Source organism: Nocardioides salarius (assembly GCF_016907435.1).
Taxonomy (GTDB): domain Bacteria; phylum Actinomycetota; class Actinomycetes; order Propionibacteriales; family Nocardioidaceae; genus Nocardioides; species Nocardioides salarius.
On the sequence record NZ_JAFBBZ010000001.1, the window covers coordinates 4,181,570 to 4,204,664 of the forward strand.

Sequence of the window (23,095 nt, forward strand, 5' to 3'; positions counted from 1 at the left end):
CTGCGCTTGTCAGGGGTTGCAACACCCATCAAGCGCAGGACTTCCCTGACAAGTCCGCGGTCTCGTCACGGCGTACGCCGGCTCAGGGCATGTCGGGGCAGTCCGCCCAGACCGCCGCCGACCGGCCGGTCTCCGTCTCCAGGTCTGCCGCCAGGACGCGTCCCTCGGGCAGGAACCTGTCCCAGGTCGCGATGACGGTCCGCTCGTCGTCCGGGACAGCGCCGGCGGCGGCGCCCCACGCGGCGAGGCGGTCGCGCAGGGTGTGGCTGATCGGCAGCCGGTCGAGGGGGACCGGTCGACTGCTGTCACGATCGAGGACCGACGTCTCCGGGCCCGGGGTGAGGCAGAGGCGTCCGGGGAGCGGGGCACGGGCGATCACCTCGGCGCTCAGCCAGTCGCCGAACGCTTCGACGGGTACGGCGCGCCGCGACGCCACAGGCACGCTCACCAGGCCGGTCTCGAGCTCCTCCTGTGCGCGCCTGCGCTCCCTGCCCGACAAGGTGGGGACGTGCTCGGCCCACCAGGGCCGCGACACCGCGACGGCGAGGCTGCCGGGCATCGTCGACAGGGGGTCGAGGCCATCGGCGAAGCCCAGGTGCTCCCAGGCGACGAACAGGTCGCGGGCCACCAGCAGCACGCCCTCGTGGTCGACGCGCGCGACCACCCGGCGGCCGGCCACGAGCTCGACGGCACCGAGGCTGAGCCCACGCGACCACTCCGACCACATGTCCTCGGCCGGTCCCTGCCTGCGTCCACCGAACACCGCGGCTCCTCTCGACCCGCGCACCCTACGGCCGGTCACCCGTGGGGGTGGACGCGGGTCGCGCCGGCGCGGGTACCGACGAGGTGGACAAGCCACCACGACCAAAGGAGCACACCGTGCCGTCAGTCGAGCGCACCGTCACCGTCAGCCAGCCGATCCAGAAGGTCTGGGACTACCTCAGCGACTTCCGCAACAGCGAGGAGTGGGACCCGCCCTCGGTCAGCACCGAGCGCACCAGCGGCGACGGGGGAGTCGGGACGACCTACCACAACGTCTCGAAGCTCCTCGGCTCCGAGCAGGAGGTCGACTACACCGTCACGAAGTTCGAGGAGCCGCACACCTTCCAGCTCGAGGGCGACGCCGGGTCGATCCAGCTGCTCGACACCATCACCTGCGAGGAGAGCGACGGGCACACCTCGGTGACCTACCACGCCGAGTTCGACCCGCAGGGTGCCGCGAAGCTGGCCGAGCCGCTGATGCCCGCCGGCCTGAAGGTGCTGGCCGACAAGGTCGCGGCCAGCATGGAGGAGCACCTGAGCAGGCTCTGAGCCCCGGGCCCGTGGGGTCAGCCGAAGGGCAGCGGCTCGGGCGCGAGGGAGACCGCCTTCGCCCGGGCCGCGGTGAGACGGCGCCGGTGGTGCTGGCGGCAGAGCACCTCGTAGGCCACGTCGGCATCGGCGTCGGAGGTGGGCTCCGGCGCCTCGCCGTCCTCGACGTCGCCCACGACGACGACCTCGCCCTCGGTGACCATCACGCCGTTCTCGGTGCGGGCGTTGTGGGTGGCGCGCTTGCCGCACCAGCACAGCGCCTCCACCTGCAGCACGTTCATCCGGTCGGCCAGCTCGACGAGGCGGCCGGAGCCCGGGAACAGCTCGGTGCGGAAGTCGGTGAGGATGCCGAAGGCGAAGACGTCGATCTGCAGCTCGTCGACGATCTTGGCCAGCTGGTCGACCTGGTCGCGGGTGTAGAACTGCGCCTCGTCGCAGATGACGTAGTCGATGCGGGTGCCCTGGGTGAGGCTGTCGACGACGTGGCGCCAGAAGTCGAAGTCGGCGTCGACCTCGAGGGCCTCGTGGGTCAGGCCCAGGCGGCTGGAGATGCGTCCCTGGCCCGCCCGGTCACGGGTGACGAAGATCCGTCCCTGCCGACCGCGGGCGGCGTGGTTGTGGTTCGTCTGGAGCGCCAGGGTGCTCTTGCCCGAGTCCATGGTCCCGGTGAAGAAGTGCAGTTCGGCCACGGGGCGCGATCCTCTCACGCCCCCGTCGGTACGGCACGATGGGCGTCATGAGCAGCCCTCTCATCAGCGTCCCCGTGCTGCGCGGACTCCTCGACGACCCGCACGCCCCCGACGTGACGCTCCTCGACGTCCGCTACCGCCTCGGGGGACCGGCCGGCCCCGAGCAGCACGCCGCGGGCCACCTGCCGGGAGCGGCGTACGTCGACCTCGACACCGACCTCGCCGCCCCGCCGGCCACCACCCCCGACGGCGGCGGGCGCCACCCGCTGCCGGCCACCGAGGACCTCCAGGCGGCGATGCGCCGTCTCGGTGTCGACGACGGACGCCCCGTGGTCGTGTACGACGACTGGTCGGGGCTGGCGGCCGCGCGGGCCTGGTGGCTGCTGCGCCACCACGGCCACAGCAACGTGCGCGTCCTCGACGGCGGCTGGGCGGCATGGCTGGCCGGGGGCGGGTCCGTCGAGACGGGCCCGGTCGACCCGGCCCCAGGTGGCTTCACCGCGCGGCAGAGGCGGATGCCGCTGGTCGAGCTCGACGGTGTCCTCGACGTCGACGTGCTCGTCGACGCCCGGGCCCCCGAGCGCTACCGCGGCGAGGTCGAGCCGATGGACCCGGTCGCGGGCCGCGTGCCCGGCGCCGTCAACGTGCCGACGACCACCAACCTGACCTCCGCCGGCACCTTCCGCGACGCCGCCACGCTGCGGGCGCTCTACGCCGCCGAGGGGGTCGAGCCCGGCGCCGACGTCGCTGCCTACTGCGGCTCCGGCGTCACCACCTGCCACGACGTGCTGGCGATGGAGGTCGCGGGCATCCGCGCGGCCCTCTACCCCGGCTCGTGGAGCGAGTGGAGCGCCGACCCGTCCCGGCCCGTGGAGCGAGGCTGAGCCAGGCGCCTACCTACCAGTGCACGCCCTTGAAGATCTTGGCCAGCATGATCTGCTCCGACTCACGGGTGCCGCCCTCGCCCTTGGCCGCGGCCGAGTCGGGGAAGACGTGGTAGGCCATGTTGAGCAGCCGGAACGTCAGCTTGGGCGCCACCGTGTGCGCCACCGCGCCCACGTTGCCGAGCAGCGTGTTGATCTCGTGGGGACGCGCGACCATCGCCTCCACGACCAGGTCGGCGGCCTGCGCCGGTGAGATCGTGGGGAACTTGTCGTAGATCTTGGTCGGCGCGATCATCGGCGTGCGCACCAGCGGCATGTGGATGCCGGTGAAGGTGACGCCGTCGCCGACCAGCTCGGAGGCCACCACGTTGCTCCACGAGTCGAGCGCCGACTTCGAGGCGACGTAGGCCGAGAACCGCGGCGGGTTGGTCTGCACGCCGATCGAGCTGACGTTGACCACGTGGCCGCGCTGCTGGGCCTGCATCGTGGGCAGCAGCCCCATCACCAGACGGATCGCGCCGAAGTAGTTGAGCTGCATGGTGCGCTCGAAGTCGTGGAAGCGGTCGTGCGAGAGCCGCAGCGAGCGCCGGATGGAGCGCCCCGCGTTGTTGACCACGAAGTCGACCGAGGGCAGCTCGGCGGCCAGCTGCTCGCACAGCCGGTCGATCGCCTCGAGGTCGGAGAGGTCGCAGGGGTGGACCAGCGCCTGGCCGCCGCGCATCTCGATGGCCGCGCGCACCTCCTCGAGCTTGTCCTTGCCTCGCGCGACCAGCACCGGCACGCCGCCGGCCTGGGCGACCTTGTGGGCGGTGACCTGCCCGATGCCGGACGAGGCGCCGGTGATGACGACGTGCTTGCCCTGCAGCGCCGCGCGGATGCGCGGGTCGCGAGCGGTCGTCTCGTCGAGGTGCTCCTCCCAGTAGGAGTAGAGCGTGCGGGCGTAGGACTCGAGGTCGGGCACCGCGATGCCGGAGCCCGCGAGCGCCCGCTCGGTGCGCCGGGAGTCGAAGACGGCCGTGAAGCTCGTGTGCGCCAGCACCTCGGCCGGTACGCCGACGCGGCTGGTGACCAGGTCGAGCGCGGCCTGCAGCGGCGTCACCCTGCCCACCGCCGCGAGGAGCCCGGCGGGCTGGAGGGCCCGGGGCAGCCGGCGGGCCAGGCCGCGGTCGAGCCCGATCGCGAAGGTCGGGGCGCCCGCGGCGGCGCAGAAGGCGTTGATCATGTCGACGACCGGCTGCGGCTCGGGGTTGACCAGGTGGAAGGCCTCGCCGTCGCGGCCGGGCAGGTGGGCCAGGTGGTCCATGGCGCGGGCCACGTAGTCGACCGGCACCACGTTGGTGTCGCCCATGTCGACACCCGCGAGCGGCAGCCAGGCGGGCAGCACGTCGCGCATGGTCTTCATCAGCCCGAAGAAGTAGTAGGGCCCGTCGACCTTGTCCATCGCCCCGGTCTGGGAGTGGCCGACCACGATGGAGGGCCGGTAGACCCGCCACGGCACGGTGCCCTCCTCGCGCACGATCCGCTCGGACTCGTACTTGGTGCGGTGGTAGGGCGAGGGCAGGTGCTGGCCCTCGGCGAACATCGTCTCGTCGAAGGCCCCCTGCAGCTCACCGGCCGCGGCGACCGAGCTGACCTGGTGGAAGCAGCCGACGTCGAGGTCGGCGGCCAGCGCCAGGGCGTGCCGGGTGCCGCCGACGTTCATCGCCTCGTTGGTGGCGTCGTCGGCCGTCATGTCGTAGACCGCGGCGAGGTGGAAGAAGTGCTCGATCCCGCCGCGGTGCTCGGCGACCCACGCCGGGTCGACGCCGAGCGCCTCGGTCGACAGGTCGCCCACCACGGGGACGACCCGGCCGGTGCCCCAGTGCCGCACCAGCGCCTCCATGCGGGGCAGCGAGCCCTCGCGCACCAGCACGAAGACCTCGCCCTCGCGGTGGTCGAGCAGCTCCTCCACCAGGAATCGGCCGATGAACCCGGTGGCGCCGGTCACGAAGTAGGACATGGCCGGACAGTACTCGTCGCGATCCCCGCGCGGGAGTCTCGCGGAGCGCGCTACTCCTGCTTGCCGCCGCCGAACATGATCTCGTCCCAGCTCGGCACGGAGGCGCGGCCACGGCTCTTGCGGACCGGTCGGCGCACCGGGGGCTCCGGCTGGACCTCCGGCTCGGTCTCGGGCTCCGGCTCGGTCTCCGCGACGGGGGCGGGCTCCGGCTCGGGCTCCGGGTCCGGCGCGGGCTCGGGCTCGGGCTCGGGCGAGACCATGCCGATGGCGTCCTCGCCCAGCGGCAGCTCCTCGTCGTCGAGGGAGACCCGGCGCCTGGCCCGGGCCTGCTGCAGGTCGTCGAGAGGCGCGGCCAGCGTGGCGGTGGCGATGACCTCGCCCACGAGCCAGCGCGCGTCCTCGTCGTCGAGGAGCACGTAGCTGCCGGGCATGTCGTAGGTGAAGTGCGCGAGCCCCGAGCGTGGCCGGGTCTCGAACTCGGCGGTCAGGGTCCAGCGCCCGTCCTCGCGACGCCAGGCGTCCCACGTCACGACGTCGGGCCCGATGTGCTCGGAGCGCAGGTGCGCCTCGACCGCCTCGCCGAGGCTGCGCACGCCGTCGGCGCCCGCGGTGCGCCGCACCGAGCTGCGCTGCGCACGCTGGGCCACGTGCTCGCGCTCGGCGAGCACCGGGCCGGCGTACGGCATGATCTTGTCGACGCTGGTCTGGGCCGCCTCGGCCACGGCCTCGGGGCTCTCGCCCGCCCGGATCCGTGCCTGGATGTCGCGGGGGCGCAGGACGCTGTCCATGGTCATCTCCAACTGGCCGAGTCGTGAGGTCTCGCCGCGCAGGGCGGCCCGGAGCCTGGCGTCGACGTCGAGGTCGTGCTCGACACCGGCGTCGTCGACCATGAGCAGGCGCTTCCCGTCCTCGCTCACCCCCGCGAGGGTCAGGTGCACCATCTCAGGTCCACCTCCTCGATCACCGGTGCCGGCGACGTGCCGACAGCTGTCCTGAGCCTACGCCAGCCACGGCCGCCAGCCGTGGACGCCGTGCCCTGCGCGCAGCGGGTCGTGGGTAGCCTCGCCGGGTGCCACCAGTCGAGCCCGCCCCCACCCTGGTCGTCCTCGACCTCATCGGCATCTTCGTCTTCGCCATCTCCGGCGCCCTGGTGGCGGTGCGCAAGGAGCTCGACCTCTTCGCGGTGCTGGTCCTGGCCGGCACCACCGGCCTGGGCGGCGGGTTCCTGCGCGACGTGCTCATCGACGCCACCCCGCCCGCGGCGCTCGCCGACTGGCGCTACCTCCTGGTGCCGGTGGGCGCGGGGCTGCTGACCTTCGCGTTCCACCCGACGCTGGGCCGGATGGAGCGGCTGGTGACCGTCTTCGACGCCTTCGGCCTGGCGCTCTTCTGCGTGGCGGGCGCCCTGAAGGCCGTCGACTACGGGCTCGGCCCGCTGCCCGCGGCGCTGCTCGGCATGGTCACCGGCATCGGCGGCGGGATGGTGCGCGACGTCCTCGCCGGCCGGGTGCCGATCATCTTCCGCGGCGAGCTCTACGCGACCCCGGCGCTGGCCGGTGCGATGGTCGCGGTGCTGATGGAGCGCGGTGGCCTGCCGGTGGTGGTGGCGGCGTTGACCGGCGCCACGGTCTGCCTGGCGTGGCGGCTGCTGGCGGTCTGGCGCGACTGGCAGGCGCCCCTGCCGCGGGGATCGGCCAGCGTCTGACCGACCGCCGGCGGATCAGTCGCCCAGCACCCGCCGCAGGTAGGCGTTGGTGAGCACCCGGTCGGGGTCGAGGCGCTCGCGCACCGCCAGGAACTCCTCGAAGCGGGGGTAGGCCGGGGCGAGGTCGGCGGCGGTGCGGGTGTGCAGCTTGCCCCAGTGCGGTCGGCCGTCGTGGGCGCGCAGGATCGGCTCGAGGAGCGCGAAGTACTCCTCGTGCGGCACCGAGCGGTGGGTGTGGAAGGCCAGGTACGTCGTGTCGCGCCCGGCCGCGGTCGAGAGCGGCACGTCGTCGGCGGGCGCGACCCGGACCTCCACCGGGAAGCTGATCCGCAGCCCGGAGGCCTCGATGGCCGCCCGCGCCTCGCGCAGCGCCGCCACCCCGGCCTCGCGCGGCACGGCGTACTCCATCTCGCGGAAGACCACCGAGCGCCGGGCGGTGAAGACCCGGTGCGGCACGTCGCTGTAGGTGCGCTCGGAGAGCAGCGCCGAGCTGAGCCGGTTGAGCGGCGGCACCGCGGCGGGCACCCGTGCCGTGGCAGCGGTCAGGGCACCGAAGACGGTGTTCTGCAGCAGGTCGTCGTCGAGCCGGTGCCGCCAGCGGGGGAGCGGGCGGGCCTCGGCCAGGGGCGCGTCGAGCCGGTCGTTGCACTTGGCCTGCACCCGGTCGGTGTGCGGGAACCAGTAGAGGTCGACGTGGTGGTGGGCCGCGACCAGGTCGTCGAAGGAATCCAACGCCTCGTCCCAGCCCAGGGGCCGCTCGTGGGCCTCGAGCACGAAGAGCGGCTCGACGGCGAAGGTCAGCGTGGTCAGCACGCCGAGCGCCCCGAGGCCCAGCCGGGCCACGGCCAGCACGTCGGGGTGCTGCTCGGCGTCGGCGCGCAGCACCTCGCCGGCGCCGGTGACCATCTCCAGGCCCACCACCTGGGCGGCCAGGCCTGCGGCGACCCCGCCGGTGCCGTGGGTGCCGGTCGAGACCGCGCCGGCCAGGGTCTGCTCGGCGATGTCGCCCATGTTGTGCAGGCTCAGGCCCAGCCCCTCGAGCGTGGCGTTGAGCACGTGCAGCGGGGTGCCGGCCAGCGCGGTCACCGTCATCGCGTCGCGGTCGACGCCCAGCACCCCGCTCATCGCGCCGGGCGAGAGCATCGTGTGCTCGGGGGCGGCGATGCCGGTGAAGCTGTGGCCGGTGCCGACCATCTTCAGCGTCGTGCGCTCCTCGCGGGCGCGCCGCACCAGGGCGAGCACGTCGTCGGTGCCGCGGGGCTCGGCCACCCGGACCGGGTGTGCCGACTCGGTGCCCGACCAGTTGCGCCACATGGGTGGGACGCTAGCGCCTCGTGCGATGACACCATGGGCGGATGACGTTATGGACCGTGCTCGCCCTGCTCGTGCTCGTGCCGCTGGCCGCCTGGGCGGGGATCAGGATCCTGCGCGACCCGCACCGGAAGTGATGGTCTGCGCCGCGAGCACCGCCAGCAGCCCGGCACCCAGGGGCACCAGGTAGGCCGTCGAGGCGCCCGCGGCGTCGACGACCAGCCCCGACAGCGTCGCGCCCGGCGCGACGCCGGCCACCAGGCCCGTCTGCACCACCGACATGCCCTCGGTGAGCCGGCTGCGCGGCATCGTGGCCTCCGTCAGCGACATCGTGGCGATCATGGTCGGAGCGATCGCCGCGCCGCCGACGAGCAGCACCAGGCCCATCACCGGCACCGACCCGACCAGCGGCAGCGGCGCCATCGCCGCCGCCATCGCGAACGCGCCCCACTTCAGCCGCGTGGCGGGCCCGGCCCGCCAGATCATCGCCCCCGACACCACGCCGGCGACCAGGCTGCCCAGCGCCCACAGCGCCAGCAGCGGGCCCGCCCAGGCGCGGCTGCCCTGCTCGTCGGCGAACGCGATGGTGGTGACCTCGGCGGCGCCGAAGAGCACCCCGAGCATGGCTGAGACGGCCGCCAGCGGCACCAGCGTGCGCCACGGCAGCGGCGGGCGCGGCCCGGTGTGGCGGTCGTGCGGCTGGGGCGGGGGCTCCGTGCCGCGCTGGGAGGCGAAGAGCAGCCCGCCGAGGGTGCCGAAGACCATCGCCGAGCCGAGCCCGGCCACCGGGTGCACGGTCGTGGCGAGCACCGTGACCAGGATCGGGCCCAGGATGAAGCACGCCTCGTCGACGACGGCCTCGAGCGCGAAGGCGGTCTGCACGTCGGCCGGCGCGTCGAGCACGTGCGACCAGCGCGCCCGCACGCACGAGCCGATCTGGGGCAGGCTGGCGCCGGCCAGCGCGGCAGCGGCGTACGTCGCCGCCACGGGCCAGCCGGCCTGCACCGACCAGATCAGCGTGGTCAGCGCCAGCCCGAAGACGACGCTGGCGGCGGCCAGCACGCGGGCCTGCCCGAGCCGGTCGACGAGCCGGCCCTGGGCGATGGCCAGCAGCGCGTTGGCCAGCATGTACGCCGCCGACACGGCCCCGGCCAGCCCGTAGGAGCCGGTGGAGGCCTCGACCAGCAGCACGATGCCCAGCCCGACCATGCTGATCGGCAGGCGCGCGAACATCCCGGTGAGGCTGAACCGCAGGGCACCGGGACGACCCAGCACGCGGGCGTACGACGTGAACATCCGAGCGGAGCGTAAGCCCGCTCCTCAGCCCCCGGCGAATCCCTCACCAGGGGTGAAGGACCCCCTCCCTACGATGGCGCCATGGCGACTCCTGACGTGCACCCCTACGACGCGCTCCTGCTGGTCTCCTTCGGCGGTCCGGAGGGGCCCGACGACGTGGTGCCGTTCCTCGAGAACGTGACCCGTGGCCGGGGGATCCCACGCGAGCGGCTGGAGGAGGTGGGCAAGCACTACCACCTCTTCGGCGGGCGCTCGCCGATCAACGACCAGTGCCGCGAGCTCAAGGCCGCGATCGAGGCCGACCTCGCCGAGCACGACATCGACCTGCCGGTCTACTGGGGCAACCGCAACTGGGACCCCTACCTCGCCGAGACGCTGCAGCAGATGGCCGACGACGGCGTCACGCGCGCGGCCTGCTTCGTGACCAGCGCCTACTCGTCGTGGTCGTCGTGCCGGCAGTACCGCGAGAACCTCTACGACGCCGTCGACGCACTGCCCGGCGGGGTCGAGGGCTCGCCGGTGCGGCTCGACAAGCTTCGCCACTACTTCAACCACCCGGGGTTCGTGGAGCCCAACGTCGACGCGACGCTGGCCGCGCTGGCCGACCTGCCCGACGACGTGCGGGCCGGGGCGCGCCTGGTCTTCGTGACGCACTCGATCCCGACCGCGATGAACGAGAACAGCGGCGACCCGGAGGTCAGCTACGAGGGCGGCGGCGCCTACGTTGCCCAGCACCGCGACGTGGCCCGCGTGGTCACCGAGCGGGTGGCTGCCGAGACCGGCACCCTGCACGAGCACGACCTGGTCTTCTGCTCGCGCAGCGGCTCCCCGCACGTGCCGTGGCTCGAGCCCGACATCAACGACCACCTGGAGGCGCTGCGCGACCGGGGCGTGCCGGCGGTGGTGATGGTGCCGGTGGGCTTCGTCTCCGACCACATGGAGGTCATCTACGACCTCGACACCGAGGCCGTCGAGACCGCCGAGCGGATCGGGCTGCCGGTGCGTCGCGCCGCCACCGCCGGCATCGACGCGCGGTTCGTGGCCACCGTGCGCGACCTGCTGGTCGAGCGGGCCACCGTCGAGCGCGGCGAGGAGGTCGCCCGCGCCGCGGTCGGCGACACCGGGCCGATGTGGGACGCCTGCCCGGTGGGCTGCTGCGCCAACCCGCGCGCCGAGCGCCCGGCCCTGTGCGGCCGCGGGGCGTGAGCGTGCCCGCGGCCGTGGACGCCGAGGCCCTGCGCGACCTCGCCCTCGACGTGGCGCGCGCGGCGGGCGCCCTGGTGCGCGAGCACCGCGCCGGCGACGTCGCCGTGGCCGACACCAAGACCAGCCCGGTCGACGTCGTCACCGAGACCGACCGGGCCAGCGAGGCGCTGATCCGGCGGCTGCTGCTGCAGGCCCGTCCCGACGACGCCGTGCTCGGCGAGGAGGGCGACGACGTCGCCGGCACCTCGGGGGTGCGCTGGATCGTCGACCCGGTCGACGGCACCGTCAACTTCCTCTACGGCCTCCCGCAGTACGCCGTGTCGATCGCCGCCGAGGTCGAGGGCGCCGGCGGGCCCGAGGTGGTGGCCGGGGTGGTGCTCAACGCCGCGACCGGCGTCGAGTACGCCGCCCACCTCGGGCCCCACGGACCGGTCGCGACCCGCGACGGGCGACCGGTCGGCGTACGCCCGGCCGCACCGCTGTCGCAGATGCTCGTGGCCACCGGCTTCTCCTACGACGCCGACGTGCGCGAGCGCCAGGCGCGCTCGCTGGTGCACCTGCTGCCCCGGGTGCGCGACGTACGCCGGCTCGGCTCCTGCGCGCTCGACCTTTGCGGCGTGGCCGAGGGCACCGTCGACGCCTACGTCGAGGAGGGCGTGCACCTGTGGGACCACGCCGCGGGCGCCCTGGTGGCGCGGGCGGCGGGCGCGCGGACCGAGCTGACGACCGGGGCGAGCGGGCGCGACCTGCTGCTCTGCGCGCCCGCGGAGAGCTTCGAGGAGCTGCGCGCCCTGGTGGTGGAGGCCGGCTACACGGCCGGGGAATAACCCGGGCACCACACGCTGTTCATGGGGCGTCTGCGTGACCGGTGTGTCGCTGTCGACGGCCATGGTGCACAATCTGGCGCCGACGACACACACGAGGCGCCACCCAGGCATCACGCACACGAGACGACGAGGGGAGTGAGGCGACGATGGCCACCGACTACGACGCACCGCGCAAGAACGAGGAAGACCAGTCCGAGGAGAGCATCGAGGAGCTCAAGGCTCGCCGCCACGACAAGAACTCCGGCAAGGTCGACGAGGACGAGACCGAGGCCGCTGAGTCCTTCGAGCTCCCCGGCGCCGACCTGTCGCACGAGGAGCTGGCGGTCGAGGTGAAGCCCAAGCAGGAGGACGAGTTCACCTGCATGAGCTGCTTCCTGGTGCACCACCGCTCGCAGCTGGCCGACGAGAAGAAGCTCATCTGCCGCGACTGCGTCTGAGCAGCCGCACCACGCCACGAAGGCCCGGTCCCCCGTGGGGGCCGGGCCTTCGGCGTGCGGGGTCGAGCGCCTACTGACCGTCCTTCTGCAGCGGCGGGGGCAGGTGGCCGGTGGAGCGGGTGTAGTACTCCGCCGCCCGGCGCTGGGCCAGCATCCGGGCCAGCGAGGCGACGGCGCCGGTGGCCAGCGCCCAGGTCACCGCCTCCCAGACGTCGACGTCGGGGTCGGCCGGGTTGGCGGGGGGCTTGCGCCGCGCCGCCGTCTTCCAGGACGCCTCGAGCGCCTTGCGGGCCGCGACCGCCGCGCCCACCGAGGAGCCGAGCGACATGAGAGACCAGACCTTGGAGCCACCACCGGATGCCATGGGCGCGACCCTACCCAGTGCTGCCGGAGGGCGGGGCCACCCGGGCGGAGGACGTGCGCAGGACCTCGGCGAGGTCGTCGGGGCGCCGGCTGCTCATCAGCCAGTAGGGCGTGGGGTCGGCGGGGTCGCTGACCTCGACGCGCACCGCGCGCTTGCGGTAGGGACGCAGCAGCAGGTAGGCGCGGGCGTCGGCCTCGACCCCGGCCGCGCGGCGGGCCCCCTCGGCGTCGAGGGCCTGCACCGCGCCCAGGTGCCGCACCTCGATGCGGGCCCGGCCGGCGCGCAGCACGCCGTCGGCGACGCTGATCACCGGGGAGCCGTAGCCCAGCAGCAGCGCGGCCAGCAGCGCCACGGCCACGCCGGTGATCGCCCAGGCCAGCGCCTCGGGCACCGCCACGATCACGGCCAGCCACAGGCTGGCCACCAGCATCGTGCCCTGCACCCACCAGCGCAGCGGCACCGAGAGTCGCTCGCGGTAGGTCGGGGTCGCGTCCACGGCCCGATTCTCCCACCCGGGCGCCGAGGGCGATGACCTAGGGTCCCGTGCGTGAGCGACCCCGCACCCGTACCCCCACCCGCAGGCCAGGCCCCCGACCCGCACGAGCTGCCCGTCCAGGTGGTCCGCCTCGACGCCGACCTGCCGCTGCCGGCGTACGCGCACCCCGGCGACGCCGGCGCCGACCTGCTGACCACCGTCGACGTGCGCCTCGAGCCGGGCGAGCGGGCCCTGGTGCCGACGGGCATCGCGCTCGCGCTCCCGACCGGGTACGTCGCGCTGGTGCACCCGCGCTCCGGCCTCGCCGCGCGCCACGGCGTCTCCATCGTCAACAGCCCCGGCACCGTCGACGCGGGCTACCGCGGCGAGGTCAAGGTGCTGCTGGTCAACCTCGACCCCCGCGAGCCGGTCGAGCTGCGCCGCGGGGACCGGGTGGCCCAGCTGGTGCTGCAGCGCGTCGAGCGTGCGCGCTTCGTCGAGGTCGAGGCGCTGCCTTCGTCGCCCCGGGGCGCCGGGGGCTACGGTTCTACAGGTGGGTTCGCCTCGACCTGAGGCAGCCACCCGCCCAGCCAGCCACACCACAGCACAGCACCGACCACCCTCGAGGAGCCCCGCCAGTGAAGTTCCGCCGCAAGTCCGACGCCACCGAGTCCGCCGGGGCAGCCGAGGCTGCGCAGGAGACGCCGGCGGCGGCGCCGGAGGGTCCCTTCGACGCGGCCGACCTCCCCGAGCTGCCCGAGGGCCTGCAGCGCATCGACCTGGGCTCGCTGCTCGTCGTGGTGCCCGAGGGGCTCGAGCTGCGGCTGCAGGTCGACGAGGCCACCGAGGAGATCCAGGCCGTGCTGCTCGCCGGCGCCGACGGTGCGATCGAGCTGCGCGCCTTCGCCGCCCCGCGCGGCGGCGACCTGTGGGGCGACGTGCGCCCGCAGATCGCGGCCGACATGGTCCAGCGCGGCGGCACCGCCACCGAGCAGGAGGGCCGCTACGGCACCGAGCTGCTCTGCGAGCTGACCCGCACGATGCCCGACGGGCGCACCGGCAAGCAGCTCTCGCGCATCCTGGGCGTCAACGGCAACCGCTGGATGCTGCGCGCCACCCTGATCGGTGCGCCCGCCCGCGGCAGCGACGTCGCCGAGCCGTGGCTCAGCGCGCTGACCCAGGTCGGCGTCGAGCGCGGCCAGGGCGCGATGCCCGTCGGCGAGGCCCTCGACCTGGTGCTGCCCGAGGGTGCGCGCCGGGTCGGCCCGGCCGTGGCCCCCGGCACCAAGGACGACCGGGGCCGCTCCACCGACCACCCGCACTTCGGCCACGACCACGACTGAGGACCGATGCCCGACAAGAGCCGCCTGCGGCGCAGCATCAGCCGGTGGGCCAACAGCTCCGACCAGGAGGCGCGCGACCTGCGCCGCACCTACACCGAGCCGGGCACCGACTGCATCGCCGACGTGACCGACCGCTCGCGGGTGCGCCTGCGCGGCAGGCTGCGCACCGTCACGCTGCGCCCGCGCGGCGGCGTACCGGCGCTGGAGGCCGAGCTCTTCGACGGCTCGGGCTCGATCACCGTCGTGTGGCTGGGCCGGCGCCGCATCGCCGGCATCAACCCGGGCGTGGCGATGTCGGTGGAGGGCCGCATCGGCACCCAGGACGGCGTGCGCGTCATCTACAACCCCCGATACGAGCTGATCCCGTGAACGCCCCCACCCCGGACGTCGAGACCGTCGAGTCGGTCGTGCGCAGCCAGCTGGCCAAGGCGCTCGGCGGGCGCCGGGGCATGGTCGAGGCGGCGGTGCCGACGCTGCTCTTCACCGTCGTGTGGCTCTCCACCAAGCAGCTGCAGGTCGCGCTGGTCGTCAGCGTCGCCGCGGCGGTGCTGGCGCTCGCGGTGCGCCTGGTGCAGCGCTCGACGGTCCAGTTCGCCCTCAACGCGCTCTTCGGCATCGGCATCGGCTGGTTCTTCGTCACTCTCGCAGCCCGCCGCGGCGGCAGCGAGGACGAGCAGGCGCTGGCCTACTTCCTGCCCGGCATCCTCTACAACGGCGGGTACGCCGTGCTGCTCGTCCTGACCGTGCTCATCGGCTGGCCGCTGGTCGGCTTCATGGTCGGGAGCGTGACCGGCGACGCGACCGCCTGGCACTCCGACAGGCAGGTGGTGCGCCTGACCAGCACCCTGACCTGGCTGCTCGCGGCGCCCTGCGTGCTGCGCGTCGTGGTGCAGGGCCCGATCTGGCTGGGCGGCTGGTCGGAGGCGATCGCCGCCGAGACCGCGATCGCGGTGCTCGGGGTGCTCAAGATCGTGCTGGGCTGGCCCCTGCAGCTGGCCGCGCTGGCGGCGATGATGTGGGTGCTCGGTCGCAACCACACCCCTGTCGAGCGTGGCCGGGCCGCCGACCAGCAGACCCCGCAGTCGACCTAGCCGCCGTGGGTGGAGGGTGCCAGCAGCCGCTCGAGCTCGTCCTCCTTCTCGGCCGGCACGACGAGCAGCAGCTCGTCGCCCGACTCCACCGGCTGCTCGGCGCTCGGCACGTAGACCTGCCCGTCGCGCAGGATGGTGACCAGCGCGCAGTTGTCGGGCAGCGGGATCAGGCCGCTGGGCTTGCCGACGTACGGCGAGTCGGCGGGCAGCGTCATCTCGACCAGGTTGGCCTTGCCCTGGCGGAAGGTGAACAGGCGCACCAGGTCGCCGACGGTGACGGCCTCCTCGACCAGCGCCGACATGATGCGCGGGGTCGAGACGTTGACGTCGACGCCCCAGGCCTCGCTGAAGAGCCACTCGTTGTTGGGGTGGTTGACGCGACCCACGGTGCGCGGCACCCCGAACTCGGTCTTGGCCAGCAGCGAGGCGACCAGGTTGGCCTTGTCGTCGCCGGTGGCCGAGATCAGCACGTCGCAGCGCTCCAGGCGCGCCTCGGTCAGCGAGGACATCTCGCAGCAGTCGGCCAGCAGCCACTCGGCTCCGGGCACGCGCTCGGGCTTGATCGAGCCCGCGTTCTTGTCGATCAGCAGCACTTCGTGGCCGTTGGTGATCAGCTCGCGGGCGATGGAGCGGCCCACGGCGCCGGCTCCGGCGATGGCGACGCGCATCAGTTCTCCTCCGGGCCGTTGTCGAGCCGCTCGTAGGTGTGGGCGGCGTTCTCCTCGCGGATCACCAGGTGCAGCATGTCGCCCTCCTGCAGGACGGTCTCGCGCACCGGCAGCATGCCCTCGCCCAGGCGGTCGATCCAGGCGATCCGGCTGCGGGTCTGGACCTGCAGGTCGATGGTGCGGCTGCCGATCCAGATCTCGGGCACCGTGATGTGGTCGACGCGGATGGTGCCGCTGGGGTCGCGGAAGTCGGGCTCGGCGCCCGCGGGGAGGATCCGGCGCAGCACCTGGTCGGCGGTCCACTTCACGGTGGCCACGGTGGTGATGCCCAGGCGCTGGTAGACCTCGGCACGGCCCGGGTCGTAGATGCGCGCCACGACCTGCTGGATGCCGAAGGTCTCACGCGCCACCCGGGCGGCGATGATGTTGGAGTTGTCGCCGCTGGAGACCGCGGCGAACGCGTCGGCGCGGCGGATGCCGGCCTTCTCCAGGACCTCCTGGTCGAAGCCGATGCCGGCGACCTTGTCGCCGTTGAAGGCGGGCCCCAGGCGTCGGAACGCATCGGGTTCGCTGTCGATGATCGACACCGTGTGGTTCCGGTCCTCGAGGCTGTTGGCCAGGGTCGAACCCACCCGGCCGCAGCCCATGATCACAACGTGCACGGGGCCACGGTAGCCGCAACGCCGCTCGAGCGGCGCCGGTGCCGTAGCCTTCCGGCTCGTGAGTGTCGGAGACGTCTCCAAACGCATCCTGCTGGGGCGCAAGCTGCGCAGCTCCCAGCTGGGCGAGACGTTGCTCCCCAAGCGCATCGCGCTGCCGGTCTTCGCCTCCGACGCGCTGTCCTCGGTGGCCTACGCGCCCGACGAGGTCTTCATCATGCTCTCCCTGGCGGGGGCCTCGGCCTACGTGTGGTCGTGGAAGGTCGCCCTGGCGGTCGCGGTGGTGATGGCGGCGGTGATCGCCTCCTACCGCCAGACCGTGCACGCCTACCCCTCGGGCGGCGGCGACTACGAGGTGGCCAAGGTCAACCTCGGCGTCACCGCCGGCACCACGGTGGCCAGCGCGCTGCTGGTCGACTACGTGCTCACGGTGGCCGTCTCGATCTCGGCCGGCGCGCAGTACGCCGCCTCCGCGGTGCCGGCGCTCAGCGGCCACGAGGCCAGCTTCGCCGCCGCGCTGGTGGTGCTGCTGATGGCGATGAACCTGCGCGGCATCCGTGAGTCGGGGGCGTTCTTCGCGGTGCCGACCTATGCCTTCATGGTGGCGATGGCGGCCATGGTGGGCTGGGGCGCCTGGCAGTGGTGGAGCGGCGACCTGCGCCCCGCCGAGAGCGCCGACATCACCATCACCCCGGCCACCGGCTTCGAGGAGCCGCTGACCACGATCGGGCTGATGTTCCTGCTCGCGCGGGCCTTCTCCTCCGGCGCCGCGGCGCTGACCGGCGTCGAGGCGATCTCCAACGGGGTGCCCGCCTTCCGGCGGCCCAAGAGCCGCAACGCGGCCACCACCCTGGCGCTGCTGGGCGCGATCGCGATCGCGATGATGATCAGCGTCATCGTGCTGGCCCGCGAGATCGGGGTGCGGCTGGTCGACCCCGACGAGTTCGACCGGCTCTCGCGCGGTGGCGGGCCGGTGCCCGCCGACTACGACCAGCACACCGTGATCTCGCAGATCGCCGAGTCGGTCTTCACCGGCTTCCCCCCGGGCTTCTACCTGACCGTGACCGTCACCGGCGTGATCCTGGTGCTGGCCGCCAACACCGCCTTCAACGGCTTCCCGGTGCTCGGCTCGATCCTGGCCCAGGACGGCCTGGCCCCGCGGGCGCTCGGCTCGCGCGGCGACCGCCTGGCCTACTCCAACGGCATCGTCTTCCTCGCCGCGATGGCGATCGCCCTGATCTGGATCTTCGACGCCGAGCCGACCCGCCTCATCCAGCTCTACATCGTGGGCGTCTTCGTCTCCTTCAACCTCTCGCAGCTGGGCATGATCCGGCACTGGACCCGGGAGCTGCAGGGCGAGCACGACCCGGCGGTGCGCGGGCGGATGCAGCGCTCGCGGGTCATCAACGCCACCGGCCTGTCCTTCACCGCCGTGGTCCTCGTGATCGTGCTCATCACCAAGTTCCTCGCCGGCGCCTGGATCACCATCCTGGCGATGGGCACCTTCTACGTCCTGATGCGCGCCATCCACGGGCACTACGAGCGGGTCTCCGACGAGCTGGCCGCCGACGAGGAGGACCGGGTCCTGCCGACCCGGGTGCACGCCATCGTGCTGGTCTCCAAGCTCCACAAGCCGACGCTGCGCGCGTTGGCCTTCGCCCAGGCCAGCAGGCCCAACACCCTCGAGGGCGTCTACGTCGCCACCGACGCGCGGGCCACCGCGCGCCTGATGGAGGAGTGGGACGAGCGGCGCATGGACGTGCCGCTCAAGGTGCTGCACTCGCCCTACCGCGAGCTGGTGCGCCCCATCGTCGAGTACGCCACCGAGATCCGCCGGGCCAACCCGCGTGGCGTGGTGGCCGTCTACATCCCCGAGTACGTCGTGGGCCGGTGGTGGGAGCAGCTGCTGCACAACCAGACCGCGCTGCGGCTCAAGGGTCGTCTGCTGTTCACCCCGGGGGTCATGGTCACCTCGGTGCCCTACCAGCTGCGGTCCTCGCAGATCGCCCGCGAGCGCGAGGAGCGCGACGAGTTCCGCGTCCGTCCCGGCGACCTGCGCAGCGGGCGCGTCGACCCGCGCGGTCGGCGGGGGCGGGACCGGTGAGCCGGCACCCCCGCGCGCGCCGTCAGCGCGGTCGGTCCCGCGTCGGGGAGCGCTTCGAGGTCGAGGTCGGCCCGGTCGCCCACGGTGGGCACTGCGTGGCCCGCGTGCCCACGAGCAGCGCCCCCGACGCGCCGCTGCGCGTGGTGTTCGTGCGCCATGCCGTGCCGGGCGAGCGGGTGGTCCTGCAGGTCACCGAGGGCACCGACGGCGACAAGTTCTGGCGGGCCGACGCCGTCGAGGTGCTCGAGGCCTCGCCGGAGCGCGTGGTCCCGCCGTGCCCGTTCGCGGGGCCGGGTCTGTGCGGAGGCTGCGACTTCCAGCACGTCTCGCTGCCGCACCAGCGTGCTCTCAAGACCGCGGTCGTGCGGGAGCAGCTCTCGCGCCTGGCCAGGATCGACAGCGACGTGGAGGTCGAGCCGGTCGCCGGTGACCTGCCCGAGCAGCTCGCCGGGCTGCGCTGGCGCACCCGGGTCTCCTACGTCGACCTTGGTGACGGGCGGCGGGGGATGCGCAAGCACCGCTCGCGCGCGACCGTCGAGGTCGACGACTGCCGCATCGCCCACCCCGACGCCCGTGAGCCGGCCCCCGGCTCGCTCGAGGAGCAGGTCGCCACCGGTGCGGGGGAGCACCGGTTCGCCGTGGCCGCCGACGGCTTCTGGCAGGTGCACCCCGGCGCGCCGGCCACCCTGGTGACGACGGTCCTGGAGATGCTCGAGCCACAGGCGGGGGAGCGGGTCCTCGACCTGTACGCCGGCGTCGGGCTCTTCGCGCGCTTCCTCGCCGACGCGGTCGGCCCCGAGGGGCAGGTCGTGGCGGTCGAGGGCGACCGCACCGCGAGCCTGCACGCGCGCACCAACCTGGCCGGCGCACCGGCCCGTGTCGAGACCGCCTGCGGCGACGTGGCCGAGGTGCTGGCGTCGGCGTACGACGAGCCGTTCGACCTGGTGGTCCTCGACCCGCCCCGCGAGGGTGCCAAGCGGGCCGTCGTCGACGCCGTCGTCGCCCGCTCGCCGCGTCGGATCGCCTACGTGGCCTGCGACCCCGCGGCACTCGCCCGCGACCTGGCCCTGCTGGCCGAGCGGGGCTACGAGCTGAAGGCGCTGCGCGCCTTCGACCTCTTCCCGATGACGCACCACGTCGAATGCGTCGCGTTGCTGACGAAAACCGGCTCTGACCTGCGGTGATGCAAGTCGGGGTGTTGGCGCAGGCCTCGAAAATCGGGGCTTAGGGCGCACTTTGGGCGCACTTTGAGTTTGAGACCGGTTCAGATGCCGGGCCTGGAGACCCCCGAGAACGCGAGAAACGGCCCGTAGACCGACGCGTAGTGCAAAGAGGGCTCACGGGGCCGTTCCGGGGGTCTGAGGGCTCTCAGAGCCCAACTTCGGGATCGTCGGCGGGCTCAGTCCGAGGAGCAAGCCGCTCCGTCGCGGCGCGGTAGTCCGGCACCACGAGCCGGCGGTTGATGTAGTGCCGTTCGGTGACCGTCTTGGACGTGTGGCCGAGCTGATCCTTGGCGGCGTCGGCGTCGTAGACCTCGTCGATCTCGGTTGCCACTGTCCGGCGGAAGGAGTGGGGCGAGACGTCGCTGAGCGCGGCGATGTCGGCGTACTCGTCGAGCTGGCGGATGTGCCACAGCCGGCTCTGGATGTTGCCGGGGAAGTGCCAGGTTCCGTTGCGGCTGGCGAAGACTGCGTCGATGTCGTTCGGTGGCTGCTCCAGCTTGCGTCGGCGCAGGATGGCAACGGCCCAGTCGGGGAGTGCGATGGGGCGGATCGCGGCGTGGGTTTTGCCGTAGTCGACCCGCTTGCCCTTGGAGGTGATCTGGCCGTTGACCATGAGCCACGGGAACCAGGTCTCGTCGTCGCGGCGCGCGGGAGGGGCGGTCAACTCGATGTCGGACCAGCGCAGGGCGAGCAGTTCGCCGATCCGCATACCGGTGGCGATGAGCATGTCGACGATGTCCGGGAGGTCGACACTCTTGGGGCCATTGCGCCGCTCGGCGTTCGCCCACTCACGGATGGCCGCACGCACAGCGTCGAGGTCCTCGACCGCTACCGGCTTCTTCTTGACCTTCGGCACAGGGACAGAAGGGACGGCTGTTGCCGGGTTGCCGTTTAGCGCCTCGTGGAAGACCGCCAAGTTGAAGGCCCGCACCAGGACGCTGCGAATCCGCTTGCGCATGTCCGCTGAGACCCCGGCGCTGTCCAGGGCCGCCTGGATGATCACGGGCCGAACGTGCCGCAGCTGGTAGGCCCCCAGAGGGTGCTCGGTCTTGTCGCTGTCGAGCACCCAACGCAGGTGATAGCGGTAACGGTCCAGGGTCTCCGAGTTGGGACCGCCGTCGGCCCTTTCCATCTTGGTGAACCAGAGGTCGAGCAGTTCCTGGACCGTGTCGTCGGGAGCGATGGCGCCATCCCCGAACGTGCCGGTGTGCTCGACGAAGAATGCCTTGAGGTTGGCCCGTGCCTTGTTCTTCGTTTCGCCGCTCTTGCGGTACTCGCGGACGACGCCGTCGACATCGCAGTAGCGGGCACGAGCCAGCCACGTCCCGTTGGCACGCTGGGTGCAGTTGATGTCGCCGTAGGTGCCGACCACCAACTTCTGTCGGGCCATTTCTGGTTCCTTTCGTGTACCTGATCTCCGTCAGGGCTGCGCTGTTCGGAAGGCTCCACCCCGCACCCGGCTTGCGCGGCTGCGGCTCCGAACCTGCCGGCCGCCCTCCGAGGCGGAGTCTGCGCCTTCGTCGTCGTCGCCGAGTCCGAACGACTCCTCGTGGTCCCGGAGCCACCGGTCGAGCTCGGACAGGCGGTACTTGAGCCTGCCGCCCGCCTTCACTGCGCGTGGGCCATAGCCGGGTCGACGGACCCGCCAGGTCAGGAGCGTGGCCTTCGGGACGCCGAGATAGCCACAGGCGTCCTCGGTGTTGAGGAAGGGGTCTTGGGGAAGCGGGACGACGAGGGCCAAGGGCCTTTCCTTGTCGCCGCTGCTCGCGCTGGATGGGGTGTCAGATCGACGGGACATCAGGGCTCGCTCCTCTCGGTGGTGGCCGGTGGTGCAACGCGGCCTCGAAGTCGAGACGGCTTTGCGCTGCGCCTTTCGGCGCCTTTCGTTGGATAGGTGTGGGCCGCAGGTCGCTGCGCACGATTGCGAGCAGCTCGGTCTGCACGGGCGTGGTGATGGGCACGAACGTCCGCCGGGTGACGCGGACGAGTTCGCCGTTGTGGTCGTCGAGTCCGGGGACGTTGATGCGCTGGAAGTAGAGGCGCTGGGCGACGCCGTGCTCGATGACGTTGCACATCCGGTCGTCGATGCCCGCGCTGATCCGCTGGAGCCGACGGTTCTGCGGGGGATCGGCAAGTCCGTCTCGGCCGAGTTTCTCCATGCGGACGGCGGCAACGGAGCCTTGGCCGGCGGCGGGTCCGCCGTTCCCGACCATCCCGCCGAGGTCACGGGTCTCGTGGACGAGTCGCCCGTAGCTCTCAGCACGTCGCTCCCACCGGACCGCGACGGTCGGGTCGACGGTTTGGAGTCGGCGGGCTGCTTCATGCGAGACGATGCGTTGGGAGTCGAGCACGACGCGCAGGTTGTGGGCGGTGGGGAACGTCCCGAGGTGGATGAGCAGGTTGTGCTGGGCCTGGAGTACGCCGGTGATGCCGGGCAGCTCGGGTCCTTCAATCAGCGTTGGTTCGGGCCTCCATCCGCGAAGGTCGACGGTGTAGTCCGGCTCGCCGTATCCCGCCCATGTCACGCACGACTCGGCCGCACGTCCAAGGCGGCCCGGCTCCTTGAGTGCCTGCCAGCCGGGGATGTTGGCGTAGCGACGGTCGAGGCTGACGACCGCACGCACCACGTCGGCGGCGTCCTTGATGACGGTCAGGCACTGGGCTTCGGACAGACGGCCGTACCCGACGCCGTTGGCGAAGTCGTGCTCGCCGAGCACGCAAGCACGAGCCGCCTGACGCCAGGTGTCGACGAGCGCGAACGGCTGCTCGGTGACCAGCGCGTCCATCGTCGGCAGGTCGACCTCGATCGCGCCGAGAGTGGCTTCCAGGCGATAGCGCAGCTCCCCGGCAGGGCCACGGGTGCGGCCGGTGCTGCCTTCGAGGTTGATGTGCGGGTTGGCGGCACGCATCGCCTGATGGCTCCAGACGAGTACGGCGTAGCGGTAGCGCGCGATCTGCTCACCGATCAATTTCCGCTCATCGGGAGTCGTGGTCTCGGGGACCGTGTGCACGCCGGCGCCGCCGATGCGGTGCTGGATGCGGTGCTGCCGCAGCAGTTCACTCAGCGCATCGCGGAGCATCCCGCTGGTCTCGCCGTACATCAGGGCGCATCCAGTTCTCGGGCGGCCCACAGCATGTCGAGGACGAGCTCGACGGTCAGGGAGTCGATGCCGTGCCTGACGAGGTCCTCGATGGCCGACTCGGCGACCTCGAAGAGCACGTCGCGGTTGGTGACCGGGACCGGGCTGATGCCAGGGATGTAGTCGCCGTGGATGAAGTCGATCTGGAGCAGCACGCGGTCGTACTCGATCGACGCATCGGTCGTGAGCGCGGCGTCGGCCAGGGCGGCGACGTAGGAGCGGGCCTCGGCGAGGGTGACCGCGTGGGCGAGCAGCATGGGGGAGTCCTCTCGGGGGCGGGAGATGGTCGGCATGTCTTCGACCGTGGAGTGGTCGATCGAGGACGCCGAGAGCGCGTAGTCCTGTCTGTGGACAAGCCGATGG

The 23,095-nt window shown here is 72.6% G+C and carries 26 protein-coding genes; 12 read left to right on the forward strand and 14 right to left on the reverse strand.

Translation table 11 applies throughout. The annotated features are described in order from the left end of the window. Window positions 1–82: 82 nt before the first annotated feature. Window positions 83–763: a hypothetical protein gene (locus JOE61_RS20035; RefSeq protein WP_193670318.1), complete on the reverse strand. Its 681-nt coding sequence runs from the start codon at window positions 761–763 to the stop codon at window positions 83–85. A gap of 116 nt (window positions 764–879) precedes the next feature. Between JOE61_RS20035 and JOE61_RS20040 the strand changes: the two genes are divergently transcribed. Continuing rightward, window positions 880–1,311 carry an SRPBCC family protein gene (locus JOE61_RS20040; protein ID WP_193670319.1) on the forward strand — a complete coding sequence of 144 codons (432 nt, stop codon included), beginning with the start codon at window positions 880–882 and terminating at the stop codon, window positions 1,309–1,311. 17 nt (window positions 1,312–1,328) lie between these two features. On the opposite strand, the gene JOE61_RS20045 is transcribed toward JOE61_RS20040, so the two are convergent. After that, window positions 1,329–2,000 (reverse strand): thymidine kinase, encoded by a 672-nt coding sequence (locus tag JOE61_RS20045; RefSeq protein ID WP_193670320.1) that lies wholly within the window; start codon window positions 1,998–2,000, stop codon window positions 1,329–1,331. Between the two features lie 47 nt (window positions 2,001–2,047). On the opposite strand from JOE61_RS20045, the gene JOE61_RS20050 reads away from it, so the two are divergent. After that, window positions 2,048–2,884, forward strand: a complete 837-nt coding sequence (locus JOE61_RS20050; protein WP_193670321.1) for a sulfurtransferase — start codon at window positions 2,048–2,050, stop codon at window positions 2,882–2,884. Between the two features lie 13 nt (window positions 2,885–2,897). Here the strand turns inward: JOE61_RS20050 and JOE61_RS20055 are convergent, their stop codons facing one another. Together JOE61_RS20055 and sepH are read right to left on the reverse strand one after the other, a co-directional pair. Beyond that, entirely contained in the window at window positions 2,898–4,883 is a 1,986-nt protein-coding gene (locus JOE61_RS20055) for an SDR family oxidoreductase (protein WP_193670322.1), read from the reverse strand. A gap of 50 nt (window positions 4,884–4,933) precedes the next feature. Next, entirely contained in the window at window positions 4,934–5,824 is an 891-nt protein-coding gene (sepH, locus tag JOE61_RS20060) for a septation protein SepH (RefSeq protein WP_227492124.1), read from the reverse strand. A gap of 128 nt (window positions 5,825–5,952) precedes the next feature. Here sepH and JOE61_RS20065 point away from each other — a divergent pair, with 128 nt between their 5' ends. Then, window positions 5,953–6,588 carry a trimeric intracellular cation channel family protein gene (locus JOE61_RS20065; protein ID WP_193670324.1) on the forward strand — a complete coding sequence of 212 codons (636 nt, stop codon included), beginning with the start codon at window positions 5,953–5,955 and terminating at the stop codon, window positions 6,586–6,588. Window positions 6,589–6,603: 15 nt separating this feature from the next. On the opposite strand, the gene JOE61_RS20070 is transcribed toward JOE61_RS20065, so the two are convergent. Both JOE61_RS20070 and JOE61_RS20075 read right to left on the reverse strand, forming a co-directional pair. Beyond that, a complete protein-coding gene (locus tag JOE61_RS20070; protein ID WP_193670325.1) occupies window positions 6,604–7,902 on the reverse strand; it encodes a D-arabinono-1,4-lactone oxidase in 1,299 nt (432 codons plus the stop codon). Window positions 7,903–8,004: 102 nt separating this feature from the next. Further along, the gene (locus JOE61_RS20075) at window positions 8,005–9,195 is read right to left on the reverse strand and encodes an MFS transporter (RefSeq protein WP_193670326.1); all 1,191 of its coding nucleotides are present in this window, start codon (window positions 9,193–9,195) and stop codon (window positions 8,005–8,007) included. Window positions 9,196–9,276: 81 nt separating this feature from the next. Here JOE61_RS20075 and JOE61_RS20080 point away from each other — a divergent pair, with 81 nt between their 5' ends. The 3 genes from JOE61_RS20080 (at window position 9,277) to JOE61_RS20090 (ending at window position 11,665) form a co-directional block, all read left to right on the forward strand. Continuing rightward, window positions 9,277–10,401, forward strand: coding sequence for a ferrochelatase (locus tag JOE61_RS20080; RefSeq protein WP_193670327.1), 1,125 nt, complete (start codon window positions 9,277–9,279; stop codon window positions 10,399–10,401). After that, entirely contained in the window at window positions 10,398–11,228 is an 831-nt protein-coding gene (locus tag JOE61_RS20085; RefSeq protein WP_193670328.1) for an inositol monophosphatase family protein, read from the forward strand. Before JOE61_RS20080 ends, JOE61_RS20085 begins: the two co-directional genes overlap by 4 nt. A gap of 146 nt (window positions 11,229–11,374) precedes the next feature. Further along, a complete protein-coding gene (locus JOE61_RS20090) occupies window positions 11,375–11,665 on the forward strand; it encodes a DUF4193 domain-containing protein (RefSeq protein WP_193670329.1) in 291 nt (96 codons plus the stop codon). Between the two features lie 70 nt (window positions 11,666–11,735). On the opposite strand, the gene JOE61_RS20095 is transcribed toward JOE61_RS20090, so the two are convergent. Together JOE61_RS20095 and JOE61_RS20100 are read right to left on the reverse strand one after the other, a co-directional pair. Beyond that, window positions 11,736–12,029, reverse strand: a complete 294-nt coding sequence (locus JOE61_RS20095; protein ID WP_193670330.1) for a DUF4235 domain-containing protein — start codon at window positions 12,027–12,029, stop codon at window positions 11,736–11,738. A 10-nt stretch (window positions 12,030–12,039) separates the two neighbouring features. After that, window positions 12,040–12,525, reverse strand: a complete 486-nt coding sequence (locus JOE61_RS20100) for a DUF3093 domain-containing protein (RefSeq protein ID WP_193670331.1) — start codon at window positions 12,523–12,525, stop codon at window positions 12,040–12,042. A gap of 108 nt (window positions 12,526–12,633) precedes the next feature. Here JOE61_RS20100 and dut point away from each other — a divergent pair, with 108 nt between their 5' ends. From dut to JOE61_RS20120, 4 genes are all read left to right on the forward strand, one after another. Then, a complete protein-coding gene (gene dut, locus JOE61_RS20105) occupies window positions 12,634–13,077 on the forward strand; it encodes a dUTP diphosphatase (protein WP_193670357.1) in 444 nt (147 codons plus the stop codon). 65 nt (window positions 13,078–13,142) lie between these two features. After that, window positions 13,143–13,847 carry a DUF3710 domain-containing protein gene (locus JOE61_RS20110; RefSeq protein ID WP_193670332.1) on the forward strand — a complete coding sequence of 235 codons (705 nt, stop codon included), beginning with the start codon at window positions 13,143–13,145 and terminating at the stop codon, window positions 13,845–13,847. A 6-nt stretch (window positions 13,848–13,853) separates the two neighbouring features. After that, window positions 13,854–14,216, forward strand: coding sequence for an OB-fold nucleic acid binding domain-containing protein (locus tag JOE61_RS20115; RefSeq protein WP_193670333.1), 363 nt, complete (start codon window positions 13,854–13,856; stop codon window positions 14,214–14,216). After that, window positions 14,213–14,938, forward strand: a complete 726-nt coding sequence (locus tag JOE61_RS20120) for a DUF3159 domain-containing protein (protein WP_307823125.1) — start codon at window positions 14,213–14,215, stop codon at window positions 14,936–14,938. The genes JOE61_RS20115 and JOE61_RS20120 overlap by 4 nt, the downstream gene beginning before the upstream one ends. Here JOE61_RS20120 and JOE61_RS20125 read toward each other — a convergent pair. Both JOE61_RS20125 and JOE61_RS20130 read right to left on the reverse strand, forming a co-directional pair. After that, a complete protein-coding gene (locus JOE61_RS20125; protein ID WP_193670334.1) occupies window positions 14,935–15,606 on the reverse strand; it encodes a potassium channel family protein in 672 nt (223 codons plus the stop codon). The genes JOE61_RS20120 and JOE61_RS20125 overlap by 4 nt on opposite strands. Then, window positions 15,606–16,253, reverse strand: a complete 648-nt coding sequence (locus JOE61_RS20130; protein ID WP_227492158.1) for a potassium channel family protein — start codon at window positions 16,251–16,253, stop codon at window positions 15,606–15,608. The genes JOE61_RS20125 and JOE61_RS20130 overlap by 1 nt, the downstream gene beginning before the upstream one ends. Window positions 16,254–16,326: 73 nt before the next feature. Here JOE61_RS20130 and JOE61_RS20135 point away from each other — a divergent pair, with 73 nt between their 5' ends. Next, entirely contained in the window at window positions 16,327–18,369 is a 2,043-nt protein-coding gene (locus tag JOE61_RS20135; RefSeq protein ID WP_193670336.1) for an APC family permease, read from the forward strand. Beyond that, a complete protein-coding gene (locus JOE61_RS20140) occupies window positions 18,366–19,553 on the forward strand; it encodes a class I SAM-dependent RNA methyltransferase (protein WP_193670337.1) in 1,188 nt (395 codons plus the stop codon). The genes JOE61_RS20135 and JOE61_RS20140 overlap by 4 nt, the downstream gene beginning before the upstream one ends. 184 nt (window positions 19,554–19,737) lie before the next feature. On the opposite strand, the gene JOE61_RS20145 is transcribed toward JOE61_RS20140, so the two are convergent. From JOE61_RS20145 to JOE61_RS20160, 4 genes are read right to left on the reverse strand one after another with little or no spacing between them, the layout of a single operon-like run. Beyond that, window positions 19,738–20,982 carry a tyrosine-type recombinase/integrase gene (locus JOE61_RS20145; RefSeq protein ID WP_193670338.1) on the reverse strand — a complete coding sequence of 415 codons (1,245 nt, stop codon included), beginning with the start codon at window positions 20,980–20,982 and terminating at the stop codon, window positions 19,738–19,740. A 30-nt stretch (window positions 20,983–21,012) separates the two neighbouring features. Beyond that, entirely contained in the window at window positions 21,013–21,333 is a 321-nt protein-coding gene (locus JOE61_RS20150; protein WP_227492125.1) for a helix-turn-helix transcriptional regulator, read from the reverse strand. Between the two features lie 40 nt (window positions 21,334–21,373). Continuing rightward, window positions 21,374–22,693, reverse strand: a complete 1,320-nt coding sequence (locus JOE61_RS20155) for a hypothetical protein (protein WP_193670340.1) — start codon at window positions 22,691–22,693, stop codon at window positions 21,374–21,376. Further along, window positions 22,693–23,025: a hypothetical protein gene (locus JOE61_RS20160; protein WP_227492126.1), complete on the reverse strand. Its 333-nt coding sequence runs from the start codon at window positions 23,023–23,025 to the stop codon at window positions 22,693–22,695. The genes JOE61_RS20155 and JOE61_RS20160 overlap by 1 nt, the downstream gene beginning before the upstream one ends. Window positions 23,026–23,095 lie beyond the last annotated feature (70 nt).